Here is a 16,033-nt window from a genome sequence, read left to right as displayed (position 1 = left end):
GTGGGAGAGGTCGGCTGCCAGCTCCCGCTCGTTGGCGAGGAGCTGGACCACCTGGTCGGCCATGGAGTTGAACGCCGCGGCGGCCAGCCGCAGTTCGGTGGGCCCCTCCTCGGGCACCCGCGCCCCGAGCTTGCCCTCCCCCAGCTCGTGCGCCCCCTCCACCAGCCGCTGCGCCGGGCGCACCATCCGCACGCCCAGCCGGTCGGCCACCGCCACCGAGCCCAGGATCAGCGCGACCCCGACCCCGGCGAGCACCGCCCAGGCCGTGCCGACCCCGGCGGTCACCTCGGACTGGGGGACGTACACCTCGACCACGGCGATCTCACCGGTGCTCAGCGCGACCGGCTGCAGCAGCGCGGAGCCGCCGGGCACCGAGGCGGTGGAGGCGCGGCCCACCTTGCGCACCGCCTCGACGTCCCCGGCGGCGGCGCGGCCCCGCCCGATGTCCGAGGCCTGCTCGCCGTCGGCGGCCGGCAGGTGCACCGCCATCTCGCCGCCGGCCGAGGCGACGACCCGTTCGAGCTGGTCGCGGTCGGTGGTGATGGACAGCGCCGGGGCGACCGCCGCGGCCTCCCGCTCGGCGTTGGAGAAGGCCCGGTCCCGGGCCAGTTCCCGGATGACCAGGCCGAGCGGCACCGCGAAGGCGAGCACCACCATCGCGGTGACCGCCAGCGACACCTTCACCAGGGCCCATCTCATCGCGCCTGCTCCGCACCGGGCGCCGCCTCCGCGGGCGGCTCCAGCTTCACGCCCACGCCCCGCAGGGTGTGCAGATAGCGCGGCCGGGCCGCGGTCTCGCCGAGCTTCCGGCGCAGCCAGGACAGGTGGACGTCGATGGTCTGGTCGTCGCCGTAGGACTGCTGCCACACCTCGGCCAGCAGTTCCTTGCGCGGCACCACCACTCCGGGCCGGGCGGCGAGGAAGGCGAGCAGGTCGAACTCACGTCTGGTCAGATCCAGCCGTACGCCGTCCAGTTCGGCCTGGCGGCGCAGCGGGTCGACGGTCAGGCCGCCGACCTGCAGCACGGGCGACGGCGCCGCCTCGGCCCCGCCGGACCGGGCGCGGCGCAGCACCGCCGCCATCCGGGCCGAGAGATGCTCCACGGAGAAGGGCTTGGTCAGATAGTCGTCCGCGCCGGCGTTCAGCAGCCGCACGATCTCCGTCTCGTCGTCCCGGGCGGTGGCCACGATCACTGGCACGTCCGTGATCCCGCGCAGCATCTTCAGGGCCTCGGAGCCGTCCAGGTCGGGCAGTCCGAGGTCCAGAACGACCACGTCGAAGCGGAAATGGGCGACCTCGCGCAGCGCCTCCAGCGCCGTGCCCACGCTGCGCACGGTGTGCGAGGCGTCGGTGAGGTGCCGGATGAGCGCCGAACGTACGAACTGGTCGTCCTCGACCACGAGAACACTTGCCATGGGCGGCACCGTACGCCATACGGGCGACCCCGGCGGCGGGCTGTGGACAACTCCGAAGCCGCCTGCGAAGCCCGTCCCGTCTTGCCCGGGTCTTGTCCCCGGACCGCGACACGAGTGTGGCGGGTGAGGCAGTATGGGCCGACGATGCGCAGAGGACTCGTACACGTACTGGCCTGGCTGCTCGCCACGGGCGCGGCGGTCACGCTGTCGTGGTGGGGTGTCCACACGGTGATGGCGGCCACCGCCTACACCCCGCCCCATGCCCTGTCCGTCTCGGCGGCCGACTCCACGACGCAGGAGTCCAAGCCGGTTTCGTCCTCCACGCGACGCCCGTCCGGGGCCGGGGGCGCCAAGGACACCGAGAAGGCCGCGAAGAGCGGCGGGGACACCAAGGACCCGGCGACTCCCTCGACTCCCGCCGGCAAGAAGCCCTCGCCCTCCCCTCCGTCCGCATCGGCCCAGGACCGGACTCAGGCACCCGCGCCCACCGCCTCCGGCCAGGTGAAGAGCTACGACACCAAGGGCGGCCGGGCGGTGTTCGACCTCGGCGAGACCTCGGCGACGCTGGTGTCGGCGACGCCGGGCGCCGGCTGGTCGATGCAGGTGTGGAAGACGGAGACCTGGATCCGGGTGGAGTTCAGCTCGGGCGCGGACCGGGTGTCGGTGTTCTGCACCTGGCACGACGGACCGCCGCGCGTGGAGATCGGGACGTACTGAGGCGGATCGCCGCGCACCACCCGGCCGTTCGGCCGCCCGGTCGTCCCGTCGCTCGGCCACTCGCCACTCGGCCGCCCGGCCGCCCCGTCGTTCGGCCGCCCGGCCGCCCCGTCGTCCCGTGCTCCGCCGCCCGGCCGCCCAGCCGCTAAGTCCCACCGTCGCTCGGTCGCTCCGTCGCTCAGCGGAAGGCGGACGGCGGAGGCGCCGGCGAGGCGACCGCCGCGTGATCGGTCACCGGCACGGCCCCGCCCGTGAAGTCGCGCAGCTCCCTGCCGTGCTGGACCCGCCCCGGATGCGGGTCGGAGGCGGACCGGCGGGTCAGCTCGGCGACCGGCAGGGGCGCGTCGGAGGCGACCAGCACCGCGTTGCCGAAGCGCTTGCCGCGCAGCACCGCCGGGTCGGCGATCAGGGCGAGTTCGGCGAACCGGGCGGCGGCGGTGGCGATCTGACCGCGCAGGTACGGCAGCGGCGGGCCGTCGGCGATGTTGGCCGTGTAGATCCCGCCGGGTGCGAGCGCCCGGCGCACCTCGTCGAGGAACTCTATCGAGGTCAGATGGGCCGGGGTCCGTGCCCCGCTGAACACGTCGGCGATGACCAGGTCCGCCCATCCGTCGGGCACCTTGGCGAGCCCGTCCCGGGCGTCCGCCGGCCGCACCCGGATGCGGTCCCTGGGCGGCAACGGCAGTTTGCTGCGGACGAGTTCCACCAGCGGTGCGTCCCGCTCGACGACCTGCTGGGTGGAGCGGGGCCGGGTCGCGGCGACGTACCGGGCGAGGGTGAACGCGCCCCCGCCGAGATGCACGGCCCGCACGGGCTTCCCCGCCGGGGCGCACAGATCGACGACATGCCCGAGCCGCCGCTGGTACTCGAAGGAGAGGTACTCGGGGTCGTCCAGATCGACGTACGACTGCGGGGCCCCGTCGATCAGCAGGGTCCAGCCGCGGGCCCGGTCCCGGTCGGGCACCAGCTGGGCGAGCCCGCCGTCCACCTGAACGACGAGATCCTCGCCCTCGCTCTGCCGCCGCCTCCTGGCCTTTCCCATGCCCGCATTGTCGCAAGCGGCCCGCTCACCCGCCGCGGCGGCGGTCCCGGCCGGGCGGCCTCATCCGCTCACTGGCAGCTGTCGGCCGCGTCGATCAGGCGCCGCGCCTCGCCCAGCGCCTCCCGCAGCACCGCCGGGTCCGTCGCCAACTCCGCCTCGCCGGGCGGCAGCAGCCACTCCCCCGTCTCCGCCGCCGGTTCCGTCCCGGTGCAGACGCTGCCCGGCACGTCCCACGCCGCGGCCGTCCCCGGCGGCACCAGGAAGGCGAGCGTGTCCCCGCCGTCGTCGTGCAGCACCGGTCCCACCGCCTCGTCGCCGGCCCCCCGCCGCAGGATGTCCACCGCCTCCAGGCCCTGCCGGGCCGGCACCGTCACCACATCGCACGCGGCAACCGGGGCGCCCACGGAATCCGCCGAACCCGCCGAACCTGCCGCACTGGTCACCATCTCGGCCTCCACACAAACTCCGCGCACGGAACCCTGCACAGGGTTCAACGCCGCGAAGCGTCAACGGCTACGCCGGAAGTGCGCCGCAAAGGATGGCACTTCATGGCAGATCACGGATGAGATATCCGGTTTTGTAGCCAAACCCTGCGTGGCGGATCCGTCACAGCAGGTACGTTCTTGCCCGCCGGAAACAGGGCGTCTCACGGGCAAACCGCCCGCGACTCACCCCGCTTCCGGCATGGTTCGACGGTTCGCAGAGAGGACCCGGCCATGGCGTCGTCGACGGTGCCCTCGCCCCAGCCAGCCCAGCCGCACCGGCCACCCCGGCCGAATCTCGTCTTCCGGGAGCTGCGCGGATCGCGCTCCCCTGCCGAGTTCGCCGCGGCGGTCCGCCGGGCCGCCCGCGAGATCGGCGAGCGGGTCAGCTGCGACGCGCGGTACGTGCACCGGGTGGAGACGGGCGAGATCCGCTGCCCCAATTACGCCTACGAACGGGTCTTCCTGCACATGTTCCCCGGCCGCACGCTCACCGACCTGGGCTTCCTGCCCCGCTCGGCGGTACGCGGGCGCCGGGCGCGGTACGACGACGGGGCCACGCCCCCGCCGGACACCGCGGACCCGGCGAACGCGACGAGTGAGACCAGCGGGGCGTACGAGCCGTATGACACCTATGACACGTCGGACCCGTACGACACGCACGACAACGAGGAGAGCGACGTGCTGCGTCGCGCATTCATGACCGGCGGCGGTGCCACGGTGGCCGCCGCCTCACTGGGCCCGCTGGCATTCGCCGCGGACGCCTCGGCGGCACAACGCACGGTGCGCCGTGCGGGGACCGGCGAGGCGAGCGCCCTGGAGGAAGCGGTGCGCCGGATCCGGCTGCTGGACGACCGGCACGGGGCCGACGGGCTCTACCGGCGGGCGGCCGCTCCGCTGCGCGCCGCCTACGCCCTGCTGGACGCGGGCACCACCCGGCAGCGCACGGCGGACCGCCTGTACTCGGGCGCGGGTGAACTGGCGATCTCGGTGGGCTGGCTGGCGCACGACTCGGGCCGCTTCGACGACGCGCGCTCGCACTACGCGGAGGCCCTGGCGACCGCGCGGATGGCGGGCGACCCGGGCCTGGAGGCGCACGCCTTCTGCAACACGGCGTTCCTGGCGCGGGACGCGGGCCGGCCGCGGGAGGCGGTGCGGGCGGCGCAGGCCGCCCAGCGGGTCGCCCGCCCGCTGGGCTCGGCCCGGCTGATGTCGCTGCTGGCGCTGCGGGAGGCCGGCGGCTGGGCGGGGCTCGCCGACCGCGCGGGCTGCGAGCAGGCGCTGGCCCGGGCGCAGGCGTACTTCGACCGCGGCCCGAGTGACGCCGACCCGGAGTGGATGACCTTCTACGGCGAGGCCGAGCTGGAGGGTCTCGAGGCGCAGTGCTGGTCGACGCTGGGCGACTGGCCGCGCGCCGCCCGGCACGCCCGCCGGGCGGCGGAGCTGCAGGACCCGCACTTCACCCGCAACATCGCCCTCTACACGGCGGAGCTGGCCGACGACCTGGCCCGCGGCGGACGCCCCGACGAGGCGGCGGTCGCGGGGATGCGGGTGCTCGACCTGCTGACGGACGTGCAGTCGTCCCGTGTCCAGACGATGCTGGCGGGCACCGCCCGCGTGCTGCTGCCGCACCGCCGCGCCTCGTGCGTCTCGGCCTTCCTCGACCGTCACGCCTCGCTGTCCGCGCCGGGCTCCCGCTCGCTGTCCGCGTAGCCCGCCCGCGGTTCCTGCAAGGTCCCCTGCTCCTCGCCGCTGCCGGCGGATGCCCGCGTATGTCCACTCATACCTGCGTGCCGTCCGCGTCAGCGGCGAGGGGCGGGACCTTGCGGGACGAAATTCACAGGCATGATCTCCCCGCGATCGCGCACCCTGTTCCGGAGCAACCCCGAGGGCGATCTGGACGTCTCTCAGGGCCGAGGGCGCCCCACGCGAGGCGTCTACCACACCGTAGAGTGGCTGACCGCCGACGGGCCGCGTCGCACGAAGAAGAACGGGGAGGGCGGTCGGATGCCGCACAGCGAGACACCGGGCACCGAGGGAGCCCCGGCGACCCGGCTGCGCTGGTGGACCGAGCTGCCGCTGATCGTCGTGGTGTACGCCTGCTACTCGGCGGGCCGGCTGATCGTACGGGGCGATGTCGCGGACGCCGTGGACCACGGTCTGGCGATCCTGCGAATAGAGAAGGCGTTGTACCTCAACGCCGAGCACCCGCTGAACCGCCTCTTCACCAACGAGCCCTGGATCGGCATACCCGCCGACTTCTGGTACGCCTCCCTGCACTACCTGGTCACGCCGGCGATCCTCGTCTGGCTCTTCCGCTCCCGCGCCGTGCGCTACCGCGTCGAGCGCACCTGGCTGATGACCTCGACGTTCATCGGCCTGATCGGCTTCACCCTGCTGCCCACCTGCCCGCCGCGGCTGCTCGAGGCGCGCCACGGCTTCGTGGACACCATGGCCCAGTTCAGCTCCTGGGGCTGGTGGGGCGGCGAGGCGAGCGCCCCGCGCGGCCTGGGCGGCATGACCAACCAGTACGCGGCCATGCCGAGCCTGCACGTCGGCTGGGCGCTGTGGTGCGGCGTGATGCTGTGGAAGTACAGCAGCAGCCGCTGGGCCCGGATCGCCGCCGTGGTGTACCCGCTGGTGACGACGATCGTGGTGATGGGCACCGCGAACCACTACTTCCTCGACGCGGCGGCCGGTGCCGCCGTGATGGGCGCCGGTCTGCTGCTCACGCCGTTCGCCCTGCGCACCGCAGACCGGATCAAGTCGCGCCTGCGGACGGGCGCCGCGGCGGCCGTTCCCGCGGCGGGCTCCGCTTCCGGCGCGGCGGTCACGTCGTCCGCCGCCGCGGACACGTCCGGTGCGGGTGCTCCGATTGTCAGTGCCGGATGCCAGACTTCCGCGGGTGAACGAATTCCACGGCAGCGAGCGTCACGGTTCGAGTCAGGAGCCGAGCAGCCGGGTGCCTCCTCCTCGGACGCGGGAGAAGGCGCTGCGGCACCGGCTCGCTGAGCTGCGCGGCCCGGATGTCCCGGCCAAGGCGCTGGACGCGCGGGCCCTGGCCGCCCTCGCCGCCAACCCGGGCTGCCGGCGCCGCGCCATCCTCGACGGCGCCGGGGTGGACAAGGCGAGGCTGGCGAGCGCGCTGGGCGCCCCCTCGGTCTTCGGTCAGTCGCAGTTCGCCTTCGTGCGGGGCAACGCCTTCGAGGCGAAGGTCAAGGCCGACGGCGGCACGGAGCTGCTGCGGCTGGCGCACGAGAAGCTGGACCGCTCGGCCGAGCCGCCGGCCGGCGCGAGCGTGCCGGACCTGACCGCGCAGGGCCCCGAGGGCCGCACCGCGCGCACCGTTCTCGCCCTGCGCGAGGCCACCGAGGCGGCCGGCACCTGGACGCTGCTGGACCACCCGATGCTCGCCCTCGACGTGGCGGGCTCCCCCGCCTTCCTGGAGCCGGACGCGGTGATCGTGCACCCCGACGGCAGCTGGTCGGTCGTGGAGATCAAGTCGTTCCCGATGCTGGACGGCTCCGCCGACCCGGCGAAGGTCGGCGCCGCGGCCCGGCAGGCGGCCGTGTACGTGCTGGCGCTGGAGGAGGTGGCGGCGCGGCTCGGCCCTCCCGCCCGGGTGCGCCACCGCATCCTGCTGGTCTGCCCCAAGGACTTCTCCAACCTGCCCACGGCCTCCGCCGTGGACGTCCGCAAGCAGCGCGCGGTGACCGCCCGGCAGCTGACCCGGCTCACCCGCATCCAGGAGATCGCCGACGCGCTCCCCGAGGGCGTCTGCTTCTCGCCCGAACTGCCCGCCGAGCAGCTGGCGGCGGCCGTGGAGTCGGTCCCGGCGACGTACGCGCCGGAGTGCCTGTCCGCCTGTGAGCTGGCCTTCCACTGCCGGGAGCGGTCCCGTGAGGCCGGCGCGGTGACCTGCCTGGGCCGCCCGGTCCGCGCCGAGCTGGGCGGTCTGTCGACGGTCGACGAGGTGCTCGCGGCGGCCCGCGGCGAGGCCGGCGACCCGGAGGATCCGGCCGTGGCGGCGCTGCGCCGGGCCGCGGCCCTGCGTGCGGAGGCGCTGGCGGAGCGGGAGGTGGCCGGGTGTCGCTGATCACCACCCTGGCCCGTCTCGAGGCGGTCAGCAGCGGCCGGGCGCAGCCCGCCGCCACCGTGCGGCACCGGCATCTGTCGGACCGTCCGCTGGTGTTCGTGCCGCTGACCACCGCCGGCGAGGCGGGCGCCCCGCTCGGCGCGCTGGTCGGCACCGACCGGGACGCGCCGAGGCTGCTGGTGGTGCCCCAGCCGCGCGACCGGGACCTGCGGTTCGCGTTCCTCGCCGAACTGGCCGACATGGTGCTGCCGTACGTCGACTCCTACGGCGAGACGGTGGAGGCCGCCGAGCGCACCAGGACCGATCCGGAGACCGGCAAGCGGGTCAAGGTGGAGGTCGAGCTGTGCGCGGACGCGCCCCAGCTGATCGTGCCGAGCCGGGCCGGCATCGAACTGGTGCGGCTGCTGGGCCGTTCGATGCGCTTCCGGCGCACGGCCGAGGAGGACCCGCAGGCCCCCTTTCCGGCGCCGCCGCGGGTGCCGCTGCTCGGGCGGTGGCTCACGCACTTCGGGGAGCGGGCGCGGGTGCCCGGGTCGTCGCTGCTGCTGGCGATGACCGATGTGCTCTCCCGGCACTGGGCGACCGGCCAGTCCAGCCTGGAGGACCAGCACTTGGGGGCGCTGCTGGCGTGGATCGCCCCGCCCGAGGGGCGCAGCGGTGCGGAGGCGGCCCGGGAGCGGGAGCTGGCGCGGGACGCCGACGGCCAGCTGCTGTACCCGCCCGCAGGACCGGCCACCGACCCGGCGTTCGACAACAAGCTGCTCGCCCCCGCCATCGAGGCCTACGACCGGGCGCGTTCCGCGCTCGCCGCGGCCGAGGACGGCATCGAGGCCGACGCCCGGCTCGGCGACCTCACCGCCGCCGAGCGGCGCATCCGCGACCTGGTGGAGAGCCGTACGCTGCCCACCTGGCGGGCGGTGTGGCAGGGCCTGGACCTGCTGCGGGAGCTGCCCGAGGGCGCGCATGTGGCCGAGCGCTGGACCCGCGACCGCTGGTCGTACACCGGCCACCGGGAGCGGGTGCTGGCCGGTGAGCCGCCGCAGCCGCGCCGGGACGACGCGGTGACCGCGGCCACCAAGCTCGCCACCCGGGAGCGTGAGCAGGCCCGGCTGGAGGCCCAGGAAGCGCTGGACGATCCGCTGGTGATGGCGGCCCGCCGGCTGTCGGGGGAGGCGTTCGCAGGGGAGGTCACCGATGTGGTGATGACCTGGACCGAGAGCAGACGCCCCAGTCCCCGCCCGCTGGTGACCGTCCGCACGGACGACCGCCCGCATCTGGCCGAGGGCGCGCGGGTGTACCGCTCGTCCAACGGCAAGCCGCAGACGGCGGAGCTGGTGGCGCGCGAGGAGGACGGCGGCGTGCTGGTGCTGCGCGTGCTGGACCGGATGGGACGCGGCCGCGAGCCCGAGCCGGGGTCGGTGCCGGAGAAGGGCGACCGGCTCTGCTTCACGCTCTTCGAGCACGAACCGCGCGGCGGCGCCAAGCTCCCCGACCCGGAGGAGACGCCCTGGACCCATGGCGGCCCGCCCGGTGAGGAGCCGGTGGCCGAGCCCGCCGACCCGGTGACGGAGGAGGACATCCTGTGACCGCTCAGGTCATGAGCGACGTGGCCGGCCCGGGCGCCGCCGCCGCGCTCGCCACCGAGGCGATCCTGCGCGACACGCTGCACGGCTCCGCGCGCGGTGTGGTCGTCGACTCCCCGCCCGGCGCCGGCAAGTCCACGCTGGTGGTGCGCGCCGCGCTGGAACTGGCCGCGGCGGGCCGCCCGCTGATGGTGGTGGCGCAGACCAACGCGCAGGTGGACGACCTGGTGCTGCGGCTCGCGGAGAAGAACCCGGACCTGCCGGTGGGCCGCCTGCACAGCAGCGACTCCGACCCCTACGACAAGGCGCTCGACGACCTTCCGAACGTCCGCACCTCGGCGAAGGCGGCGGACCTGGCCGGGCTGGACGTGGTGCTGTCGACCGCGGCGAAGTGGGCGCACGTCAAGGGCGTCGAGCCCTGGCGGCACGCCATCGTCGACGAGGCGTACCAGATGCGCTCGGACGCGCTGCTGGCCGTGGCGGGGCTGTTCGAGCGGGCGCTGTTCGTCGGCGACCCGGGCCAGCTGGACCCGTTCGCCATCGTCGGCAGCGAGCAGTGGGCGGGCCTGTCCTACGACCCCTCGGCCTCCGCCGTCACCACGCTGCTGGCCCACAACCCCGATCTTCCGCAGCACCGGCTGCCGGTCTCCTGGCGGCTGCCCGCCTCGGCGGCCCCGCTGGTGTCCGAGGCCTTCTACCCGTACACGCCGTTCCGCAGCGGCACCGGCCCGGACGACCGCCGGCTCGCCTTCGCCGTCCCGTCCGACGGTTCGGCCCCGGACCGGGTGATCGACGAGGCCGCGGAGACCGGCTGGGGGCTGCTGCGGCTCCCCGCCGCCCACACGCCGCGCACCGACCCGGAGGCGGTCGGGGCCGTGGCCGCGGTCGTCCGCCGGCTGCTGGACCGCGAGGGAGCGGCGATCTCCGAACGCTCCCCCGATCCCGCCCCGTTGACCGCCGACCGCATCGCCGTCGGCACGGCCCACCGCGACCAGGCGGCGGCGGTGCGCGCGGCGCTGGCGCGCCTGGGCGTCACGGAGGTCACCGTCGACACGGCGAACCGGCTCCAGGGCCGCGAGTACGACGTCACGGTCGTCCTGCACCCGCTGTCGGGCCGCCCCGACGCCACCGCGTTCCACCTGGAGACCGGCCGCCTGTGCGTGCTGACCTCCCGCCACCGGCACGCCTGCATCGTGGTCTGCCGGGACGGCGTGACCGAGCTGCTGGACGACTACCCGTCCACCGAACCGGTCCAGCTCGGCACCGTGGTGAAGTTCCCGGACGGCTGGGAGGCGAACCACGCGGTCCTGGCGCACCTGGCCGGCCACCGCGTGGACTGGACGCCGTAACCCCCTGCAGACGGCCCCCCGGCCGCGACCGAAGCGCACCCCCGTAGACCATCGGCCGATGACACGGCACGGGCGCCGACGCCCTCCTCAAGGCCCGCGCCGGCGCCTGCAAACGAGACGACACCGACGACGCCCGCGAACTCCGCGAGGAGCTCAAGCGCCTCGGCGTGACCGTACGCGACGAGAAGAACCGCCAGTACTGGCGGTCGTCCCCCCGCCGCACCTGAGCACGGGACACGCAGGTCGCGGAGCCGCTCACGTCCCCGCACGGCCCGCGCCCCGGAGCGACCGGGACGCGGGCTGCTGCTCACAGGGCCGGCAGCGCGCGGGCGGTGATGGTCCCGTCCCCCAGTGGCCTGAGCGCCAGGCGGACCAGGGCAGCCTGCGCCCCCGGCGGCCCGCTCCTCCCGCAAGGCGCCCGCACGGAATAACCGGAGACCGTCTCCTGTTAGGGCACGGCGCAGCACAGCACCGCGCAGCGCAGCACGCCGAGTACGGCCCAGTACGACAGGAGGCACCCCACCGTGACCGCAGACGACGAGACAGGCGACGAGATCCGGGGCACCGCACGCGGCACCGCCCCCGTGCCCCTCTCCGTCCTCGACCTGGTCACGGTCGGCGCCGGGCGCACCGCGAGCGACGCGCTGCGCACCAGCGTGGCCCTGGCCCGGCTCACCGAGTCCCGCGGCTATCACCGGTACTGGGTCGCCGAGCACCACTCCATGCCGGGCGTCGCCTCCTCCTCCCCGGCCGTGATCCTCGCCCACCTGGCCGCCCACACCGACCGCATCCGGCTCGGCTCGGGCGGTGTGATGCTGCCCAATCACGCGCCCCTGGTGATCGCCGAGCAGTTCGGCACGCTGGAGGCCATGGCGCCGGGCCGCATCGACCTGGGGCTCGGCCGCGCTCCGGGGACGGACGGGGCGACCGCGGCGGCCCTGCGCCGCACCGACCACCTGAACGAGGGCGCCGACGACTTCCCGGAGCAGCTCGCGGAGCTGACCCGGTTCCTGGACGACGACTTCCCCGACGGGCACCCCTACCGGCGCATCCACGCCGTGCCGGGGCCGGTCCAGGGCACCTCCCCGGGCGGTGTGCAGTCGCCGCACCGGCCGCCGATCTGGCTCCTTGGCTCCTCCGGCTTCAGTGCCCGGCTGGCCGGGATGCTCGGGCTGCCCTTCGCCTTCGCGCACCACTTCTCCGCGCGGAACACCATCCCCGCGCTCGACCTCTACCGCGAGTCCTTCCGGCCCAGCGCCGTCCTGGACCGGCCCTACGCCCTGATCGGGGTGGCCGCGCTCGCCGCCGACGAGGAGAAGGAGGCCCGCCGGCAGGTGCTGGCCGCCGCGCTCAGCATGGTGCGGCTGCGGACCGGACGGCCCGGCCTGGTGCCGACCCCGGAGGAGGCCGAGGCCTACCCCTTCTCGCCCATGGAGCGGGAGTTCGTCGACTCCTGGAACGCCAACGTGGTGCACGGCACCCCGGACGAGGTCCGCGCCGGTCTGGACGAGCTGCAGAAGCGCACCGGCGCCGACGAGTTGATGCTCACCGCCAACGCCCACAGCGGCGAGGCGCGGCTGCGCAGCTATGAGCTGATCGCGGACGCGTACGGCTTCCCGGCCGGCTGAGCATGGTTGTCCACGGTCAACTGATAGCCGGGGGCCAGGACTTGCCCGCGCCCGTCTGGACCCCGGCCTCGGGGCTGTCCAGCAGCTCGGAGATACGATCCGGCGGCACCGGCCGGGAGTAGAGCCAGCCCTGGCCGGTGTCGCAGCCGATGCGGCGCAGCCGGGTGGCCTGGGCCGAGGTCTCCACGCACTCGGCGGTGACCGTCAGGCCCAGCCGGTGGGCGAGCTGGACCATCGCCTCGACGATGACCTCGTCCGCCGGGTTCGGCGAGGCCGCGGCCCGCTCCTCGTACTGGAAGCCGCGGACGAAGGAGCCGTCGAGCTTGAGGACGGACACCGGCAGGCGGCTGAGGTAGGCCAGGTTGGAGTAGCCGGTGCCGAAGTCGTCGATGGCGATGCGCACGCCCATGTCGCTGAGCGCCTTGAGCGTCTGCAGCGGGCGGCCCGCCGAGCCCATGACGGCCGACTCGGTGAGTTCCAGCTGGAGCAGATGCGGCGGCAGGCCCGTCTCCGCCAGGGTCTCGGCCACGTCCGTCACCAGGTCCGAGTCCCACACCTGGCGCACCGCCACATTGACGCTCACGAAGATCGGCGGCTCGTCGGGGTGCTCCACCTGCCAGCGGCGGGCCTGGCGGCATGCGGTGCGCAGCACCCAGCGGCCCAGCGGGACGATCGAGCCGTCCTCCTCCGCCAGTCCGATGAACCGATTCGGCGTCAGGGTGCCGAACTGCGGGTGGTTCCAGCGGATCAGCGCCTCCACCCCGTGCACCCGGTCGTCCTCCATGCCGACCAGCGGCTGATACTCCAGCGCGAACTCGCCCCGCTCGATGGCCGGCCGGAGGGTGGAGGCGAGGGCCTGCCGGGTCATGCGGTGGGCGTTGCGCTCGGGGTCGAACAGCGTCCAGCGGGCCTTGCCGTCGGCCTTGGCCCAGTACAGCGTGGTGTCGGCGGCCTGCATCAGCGCGGTGGGTGTGGTGCCGGCCGCATGGCGTTCGACCACGCCGATGGACGCCGACACCGACAGTCGCTGCCCGGCCAGGTCGTACGGCTCCTGGATGGCGGCGAGCAGCGACTCGGCGAGGTCGGCGACCTGCTCGGTGCCGGTGGTGTCCTCCACCAGCAGCGCGAACTCGTCGCCGCCGAGCCGCGCCACCAGCGGGGTGCCGGCCCTGGTCGCCCGGGCCCGCCCGGCCTCCTCGGCACAGCGGACGAGGCGTTCGGCGACGGCGGACAGCAGCCGGTCGCCGACGCGGTGGCCGAGGGTGTCGTTGACGGCCTTGAACCCGTCGAGGTCGAGGTAGCACAGGCCGATCCGGCCGGTGCCGCTCTGCTCGTAGGACTCGGCCTCCAGCGCGGCGGTGAGGCGTTCGAAGAACAGGGTGCGGTTGGGCAGCCGGGTCACCGGGTCGTGCATCTGCAAGTGCCGCAGCCTGGCCTGGAGTTCGCGGCGGGAGCTGATGTCGGTGACCGAGAGCAGGACGGGACCGTCCGCCTCGGGCAGCGGGGTGACGGTGACCTGCACCCACACCGAGTGGCCCTCGGGGTGCTTGAGCCGGCGCGTGCAGCGCAGCTTCGCCTGCCGGCCGCGCAGCACCTCGAGGTAGGCGTGCCAGGTGCGGGCGTCGGAGGACAGGTCCACCAGGTCGGCGGCGACGGCCCCGGTGAGGCTGTCCGGGTCGCTGCCCAGCAGGGCTGCGAGGGTGCCGTTGGCGCTGACGACCATGCCCTCGCGGTCGACGACGGCCATGGCGAGCGGGGCGGCCGTGAAGACGGAGCGGTAGGGCGGCGCGGGCTCCGGGGCCGGCCCGGCCTCCGGGTCCGGCCCGGTCAACGGGTCGGACGGGGCGGCCAGGGCTGTCGGCTGCGGCGTGGATTCGGTACCGGGAGACGTGACGATCTCACTCTCTGTGACGACCGGCCGGTCGAGATCTGCGGGCGCCGGCCCTTCGGACGTTCCGCTCACCGCTCGCTCCCGCAGTGCACTCGATCGCTGTCCGTGCAGGAAAGTCTCAGGAAAGTGTGCCGATCATAGAGGCTGGCCCAGGGGCCTTCCAGCCACTGTCCAGCCTCGGGGACGGTCCCGCATCTCTGCCAGATCGTTTCTGCCCGCAGTTGGAAGCGTTCTTCGGGCCTCCGACCAGTTGTGACGTTCCGTGAGTGGTTCGGGGTGTCGGAACCGCACGGACGGACGCACTCCTCACCCGAGCGGCCCAGCCGAACAGGGCGCAGTACGACAAATCCTCCCAGTCTGGGTGCGGTGTCCCGTGAGCCGTCCCCCCGGAGGTCCCCGTGCCGCGTCAGCTCCCCCTGAGAGGACTCGGCCGCGAGGCTCTGAGGGGATTGGGCCGACTGGGTGGACGGACTCGGCCGGCCGGGCGACTGACGGCCACGGCCCGGCCCCGGCTGCGCACCACGGCCGCGATGTGCACCACCATGTCCGCGCTCGCGGCGACCTCGCTCGTCACCGCCCCCTCGGTCGACGACGAACCCTTCTCCACCGCCGCGTGCACCCTGACCAGGACCGAGGCGCACCACTCGGAGGGCCTGGACACCTGGAACGCCACCTACCCCCGGCCCCGCCGCGAGCTGGACGCCGTGATGGTGTTCCTGTCGTTCCCGGACTCCCCCCCGCTGACCACGCCCGCCGAGCTGGCCGCCGACCATTTCCCCTCCACCAGCGACTTCTTCCGGCGCTCCTCCTACGGCAAGTTCACCCTGCGCCCGCACCCGCTGCGCCAGTGGATCCGCATGCCGCGCCCGTCCACGGCATACGCCATACAGCGCGACTGGACGGTCTCCCACCGGGCGGCCTATCTGCGGGACGCGCTCGCGGCGTCCGACGCGCACGTGGACTTCTCGCGCTACGACATCGTGTACTTCGTCGCCGACCCGGACGCGCCCGGTGTGGACTCCGACGCCACCAAGGTCGTCAATCTGGACTCTCCGCTGCGGGCCGACGGCCGCGACATCCGCCGCTTCGTCACCGTGTTCGAGAACCATCCCCCGGACCGGCTGGTCCTCGCCCACGAGACCGGCCATGTCTTCGACCTGCCCGACCTCTACAACCGGCCGGTGGACGGCAAGGGCGACTGGGACACCCATGTCGGCGACTGGGACCTGATGGGCAGCCAGTTCGCGCTCGCCCCCGACCTGTTCGCCTGGCACAAGTGGAAGCTGGGCTGGCTGGAGCCGCGCCAGGTGCGGTGCGTGCGCGGCGGCGGTCCGGTGCGGCTGACGCTGGAGCCGCTGGGCGCGGGGCCCGGGGTGCCGGTGACGGGCGCCGCCGGGGCACCGTCCTTCGGGCTGGGGCGGGGGGTGAAGCTCGCGGTGGTGCGCACCGGCCCGGACAGCGTGCTCGCCTTCGAGGCGCGCGGCCCGGTCGGCAACGACGCGGCGGCCTGCCGGGAGGGGGTGCTGGTCTACCGGGTGGCCAGCGGCACCCGGTCCGGCAGCGGCCCCGTCGAGGTGATCGACGCCCACCCGGGGACGGAGGCCTGCTGGGAGGACTCGGTCTACCCACCGCTGGCGGACGCCCCGGTCGCCCTCGGCGAGAGCTTCACGGTGCCGGACGAGAACGTGCGGGTGGAGGTGGAGGAGCGTACGGCCTCGGGGGCCTGGACGGTGAAGATCACCACCGGGTGATCCGGCCCGGCGGCCGCGAGGCCGATTCCGGGAACACCGGGTCAGGGTTCCCGGGATCCCGGGAACGGGGAAGGCCCTC

At 74.3% G+C, this 16,033-nt stretch carries 13 protein-coding genes and 1 pseudogene; 9 read left to right on the top strand and 5 right to left on the bottom strand.

Annotated elements, in window-relative coordinates:
* Both ABD207_RS01060 and ABD207_RS01055 read right to left on the bottom strand, forming a co-directional pair.
* Positions 1-699 (bottom strand): HAMP domain-containing protein (locus ABD207_RS01060; RefSeq protein WP_344009183.1); only part of this gene is annotated, 699 nt, incomplete at its 3' end.
* Positions 696-1,415 carry a response regulator transcription factor gene (locus ABD207_RS01055; RefSeq protein WP_344009181.1) on the bottom strand — a complete coding sequence of 240 codons (720 nt, stop codon included), beginning with the start codon at positions 1,413-1,415 and terminating at the stop codon, positions 696-698. The genes ABD207_RS01060 and ABD207_RS01055, both read right to left, overlap by 4 nt.
* Before the next feature lie 144 nt (positions 1,416-1,559).
* Here ABD207_RS01055 and ABD207_RS01050 point away from each other — a divergent pair, with 144 nt between their 5' ends.
* The gene (locus tag ABD207_RS01050; RefSeq protein ID WP_344009179.1) at positions 1,560-2,132 is read left to right on the top strand and encodes a hypothetical protein; all 573 of its coding nucleotides are present in this window, start codon (positions 1,560-1,562) and stop codon (positions 2,130-2,132) included.
* Between the two features lie 178 nt (positions 2,133-2,310).
* On the opposite strand, the gene ABD207_RS01045 is transcribed toward ABD207_RS01050, so the two are convergent.
* Positions 2,311-3,174: a spermidine synthase gene (locus ABD207_RS01045; RefSeq protein ID WP_344009177.1), complete on the bottom strand. Its 864-nt coding sequence runs from the start codon at positions 3,172-3,174 to the stop codon at positions 2,311-2,313.
* A 68-nt stretch (positions 3,175-3,242) separates the two neighbouring features.
* Complete coding sequence (locus ABD207_RS01040; protein WP_344009174.1) at positions 3,243-3,620, bottom strand: hypothetical protein; 378 nt, start codon at positions 3,618-3,620, stop codon at positions 3,243-3,245.
* Positions 3,621-3,890: 270 nt separating this feature from the next.
* Here ABD207_RS01040 and ABD207_RS01035 point away from each other — a divergent pair, with 270 nt between their 5' ends.
* The 7 genes and pseudogenes from ABD207_RS01035 (at position 3,891) to ABD207_RS01010 (ending at position 12,312) form a co-directional block, all read left to right on the top strand.
* Complete coding sequence (locus ABD207_RS01035) at positions 3,891-5,369, top strand: NsdA family TPR-like regulatory protein (protein WP_344009172.1); 1,479 nt, start codon at positions 3,891-3,893, stop codon at positions 5,367-5,369.
* Positions 5,370-5,663: 294 nt separating this feature from the next.
* Entirely contained in the window at positions 5,664-6,668 is a 1,005-nt protein-coding gene (locus tag ABD207_RS01030) for a phosphatase PAP2 family protein (protein WP_344009170.1), read from the top strand.
* Positions 6,619-7,752, top strand: a complete 1,134-nt coding sequence (locus ABD207_RS01025; RefSeq protein ID WP_344009226.1) for a hypothetical protein — start codon at positions 6,619-6,621, stop codon at positions 7,750-7,752. The genes ABD207_RS01030 and ABD207_RS01025 overlap by 50 nt, the downstream gene beginning before the upstream one ends.
* Positions 7,743-9,338, top strand: a complete 1,596-nt coding sequence (locus ABD207_RS01020; RefSeq protein WP_344009168.1) for a hypothetical protein — start codon at positions 7,743-7,745, stop codon at positions 9,336-9,338. The genes ABD207_RS01025 and ABD207_RS01020 overlap by 10 nt, the downstream gene beginning before the upstream one ends.
* A gap of 11 nt (positions 9,339-9,349) precedes the next feature.
* Positions 9,350-10,684 (top strand): AAA family ATPase, encoded by a 1,335-nt coding sequence (locus ABD207_RS01015; RefSeq protein ID WP_344009224.1) that lies wholly within the window; start codon positions 9,350-9,352, stop codon positions 10,682-10,684.
* Between the two features lie 83 nt (positions 10,685-10,767).
* Positions 10,768-10,911 (top strand): annotated as a pseudogene (locus tag ABD207_RS32055) (CysS/YqeB C-terminal domain-containing protein); the annotation flags it as partial.
* A gap of 297 nt (positions 10,912-11,208) precedes the next feature.
* Entirely contained in the window at positions 11,209-12,312 is a 1,104-nt protein-coding gene (locus ABD207_RS01010; protein WP_344009166.1) for an LLM class flavin-dependent oxidoreductase, read from the top strand.
* A 16-nt stretch (positions 12,313-12,328) separates the two neighbouring features.
* Here ABD207_RS01010 and ABD207_RS01005 read toward each other — a convergent pair whose 3' ends face one another.
* The gene (locus ABD207_RS01005; RefSeq protein WP_344009164.1) at positions 12,329-14,275 is read right to left on the bottom strand and encodes a putative bifunctional diguanylate cyclase/phosphodiesterase; all 1,947 of its coding nucleotides are present in this window, start codon (positions 14,273-14,275) and stop codon (positions 12,329-12,331) included.
* A 458-nt stretch (positions 14,276-14,733) separates the two neighbouring features.
* Here ABD207_RS01005 and ABD207_RS01000 point away from each other — a divergent pair, with 458 nt between their 5' ends.
* A complete protein-coding gene (locus tag ABD207_RS01000) occupies positions 14,734-15,954 on the top strand; it encodes a M6 family metalloprotease domain-containing protein (RefSeq protein WP_344009162.1) in 1,221 nt (406 codons plus the stop codon).
* The last annotated feature ends 79 nt before the right edge of the window (positions 15,955-16,033 follow it).

The organism is Streptomyces thermospinosisporus (assembly GCF_039526425.1).
Taxonomy (GTDB): Bacteria; Actinomycetota; Actinomycetes; order Streptomycetales; family Streptomycetaceae; genus Streptomyces; species Streptomyces thermocarboxydovorans.
The sequence above is the reverse complement of the archived record's forward strand: the minus strand, read 5'-3'. Positions and strand labels throughout refer to the sequence as shown.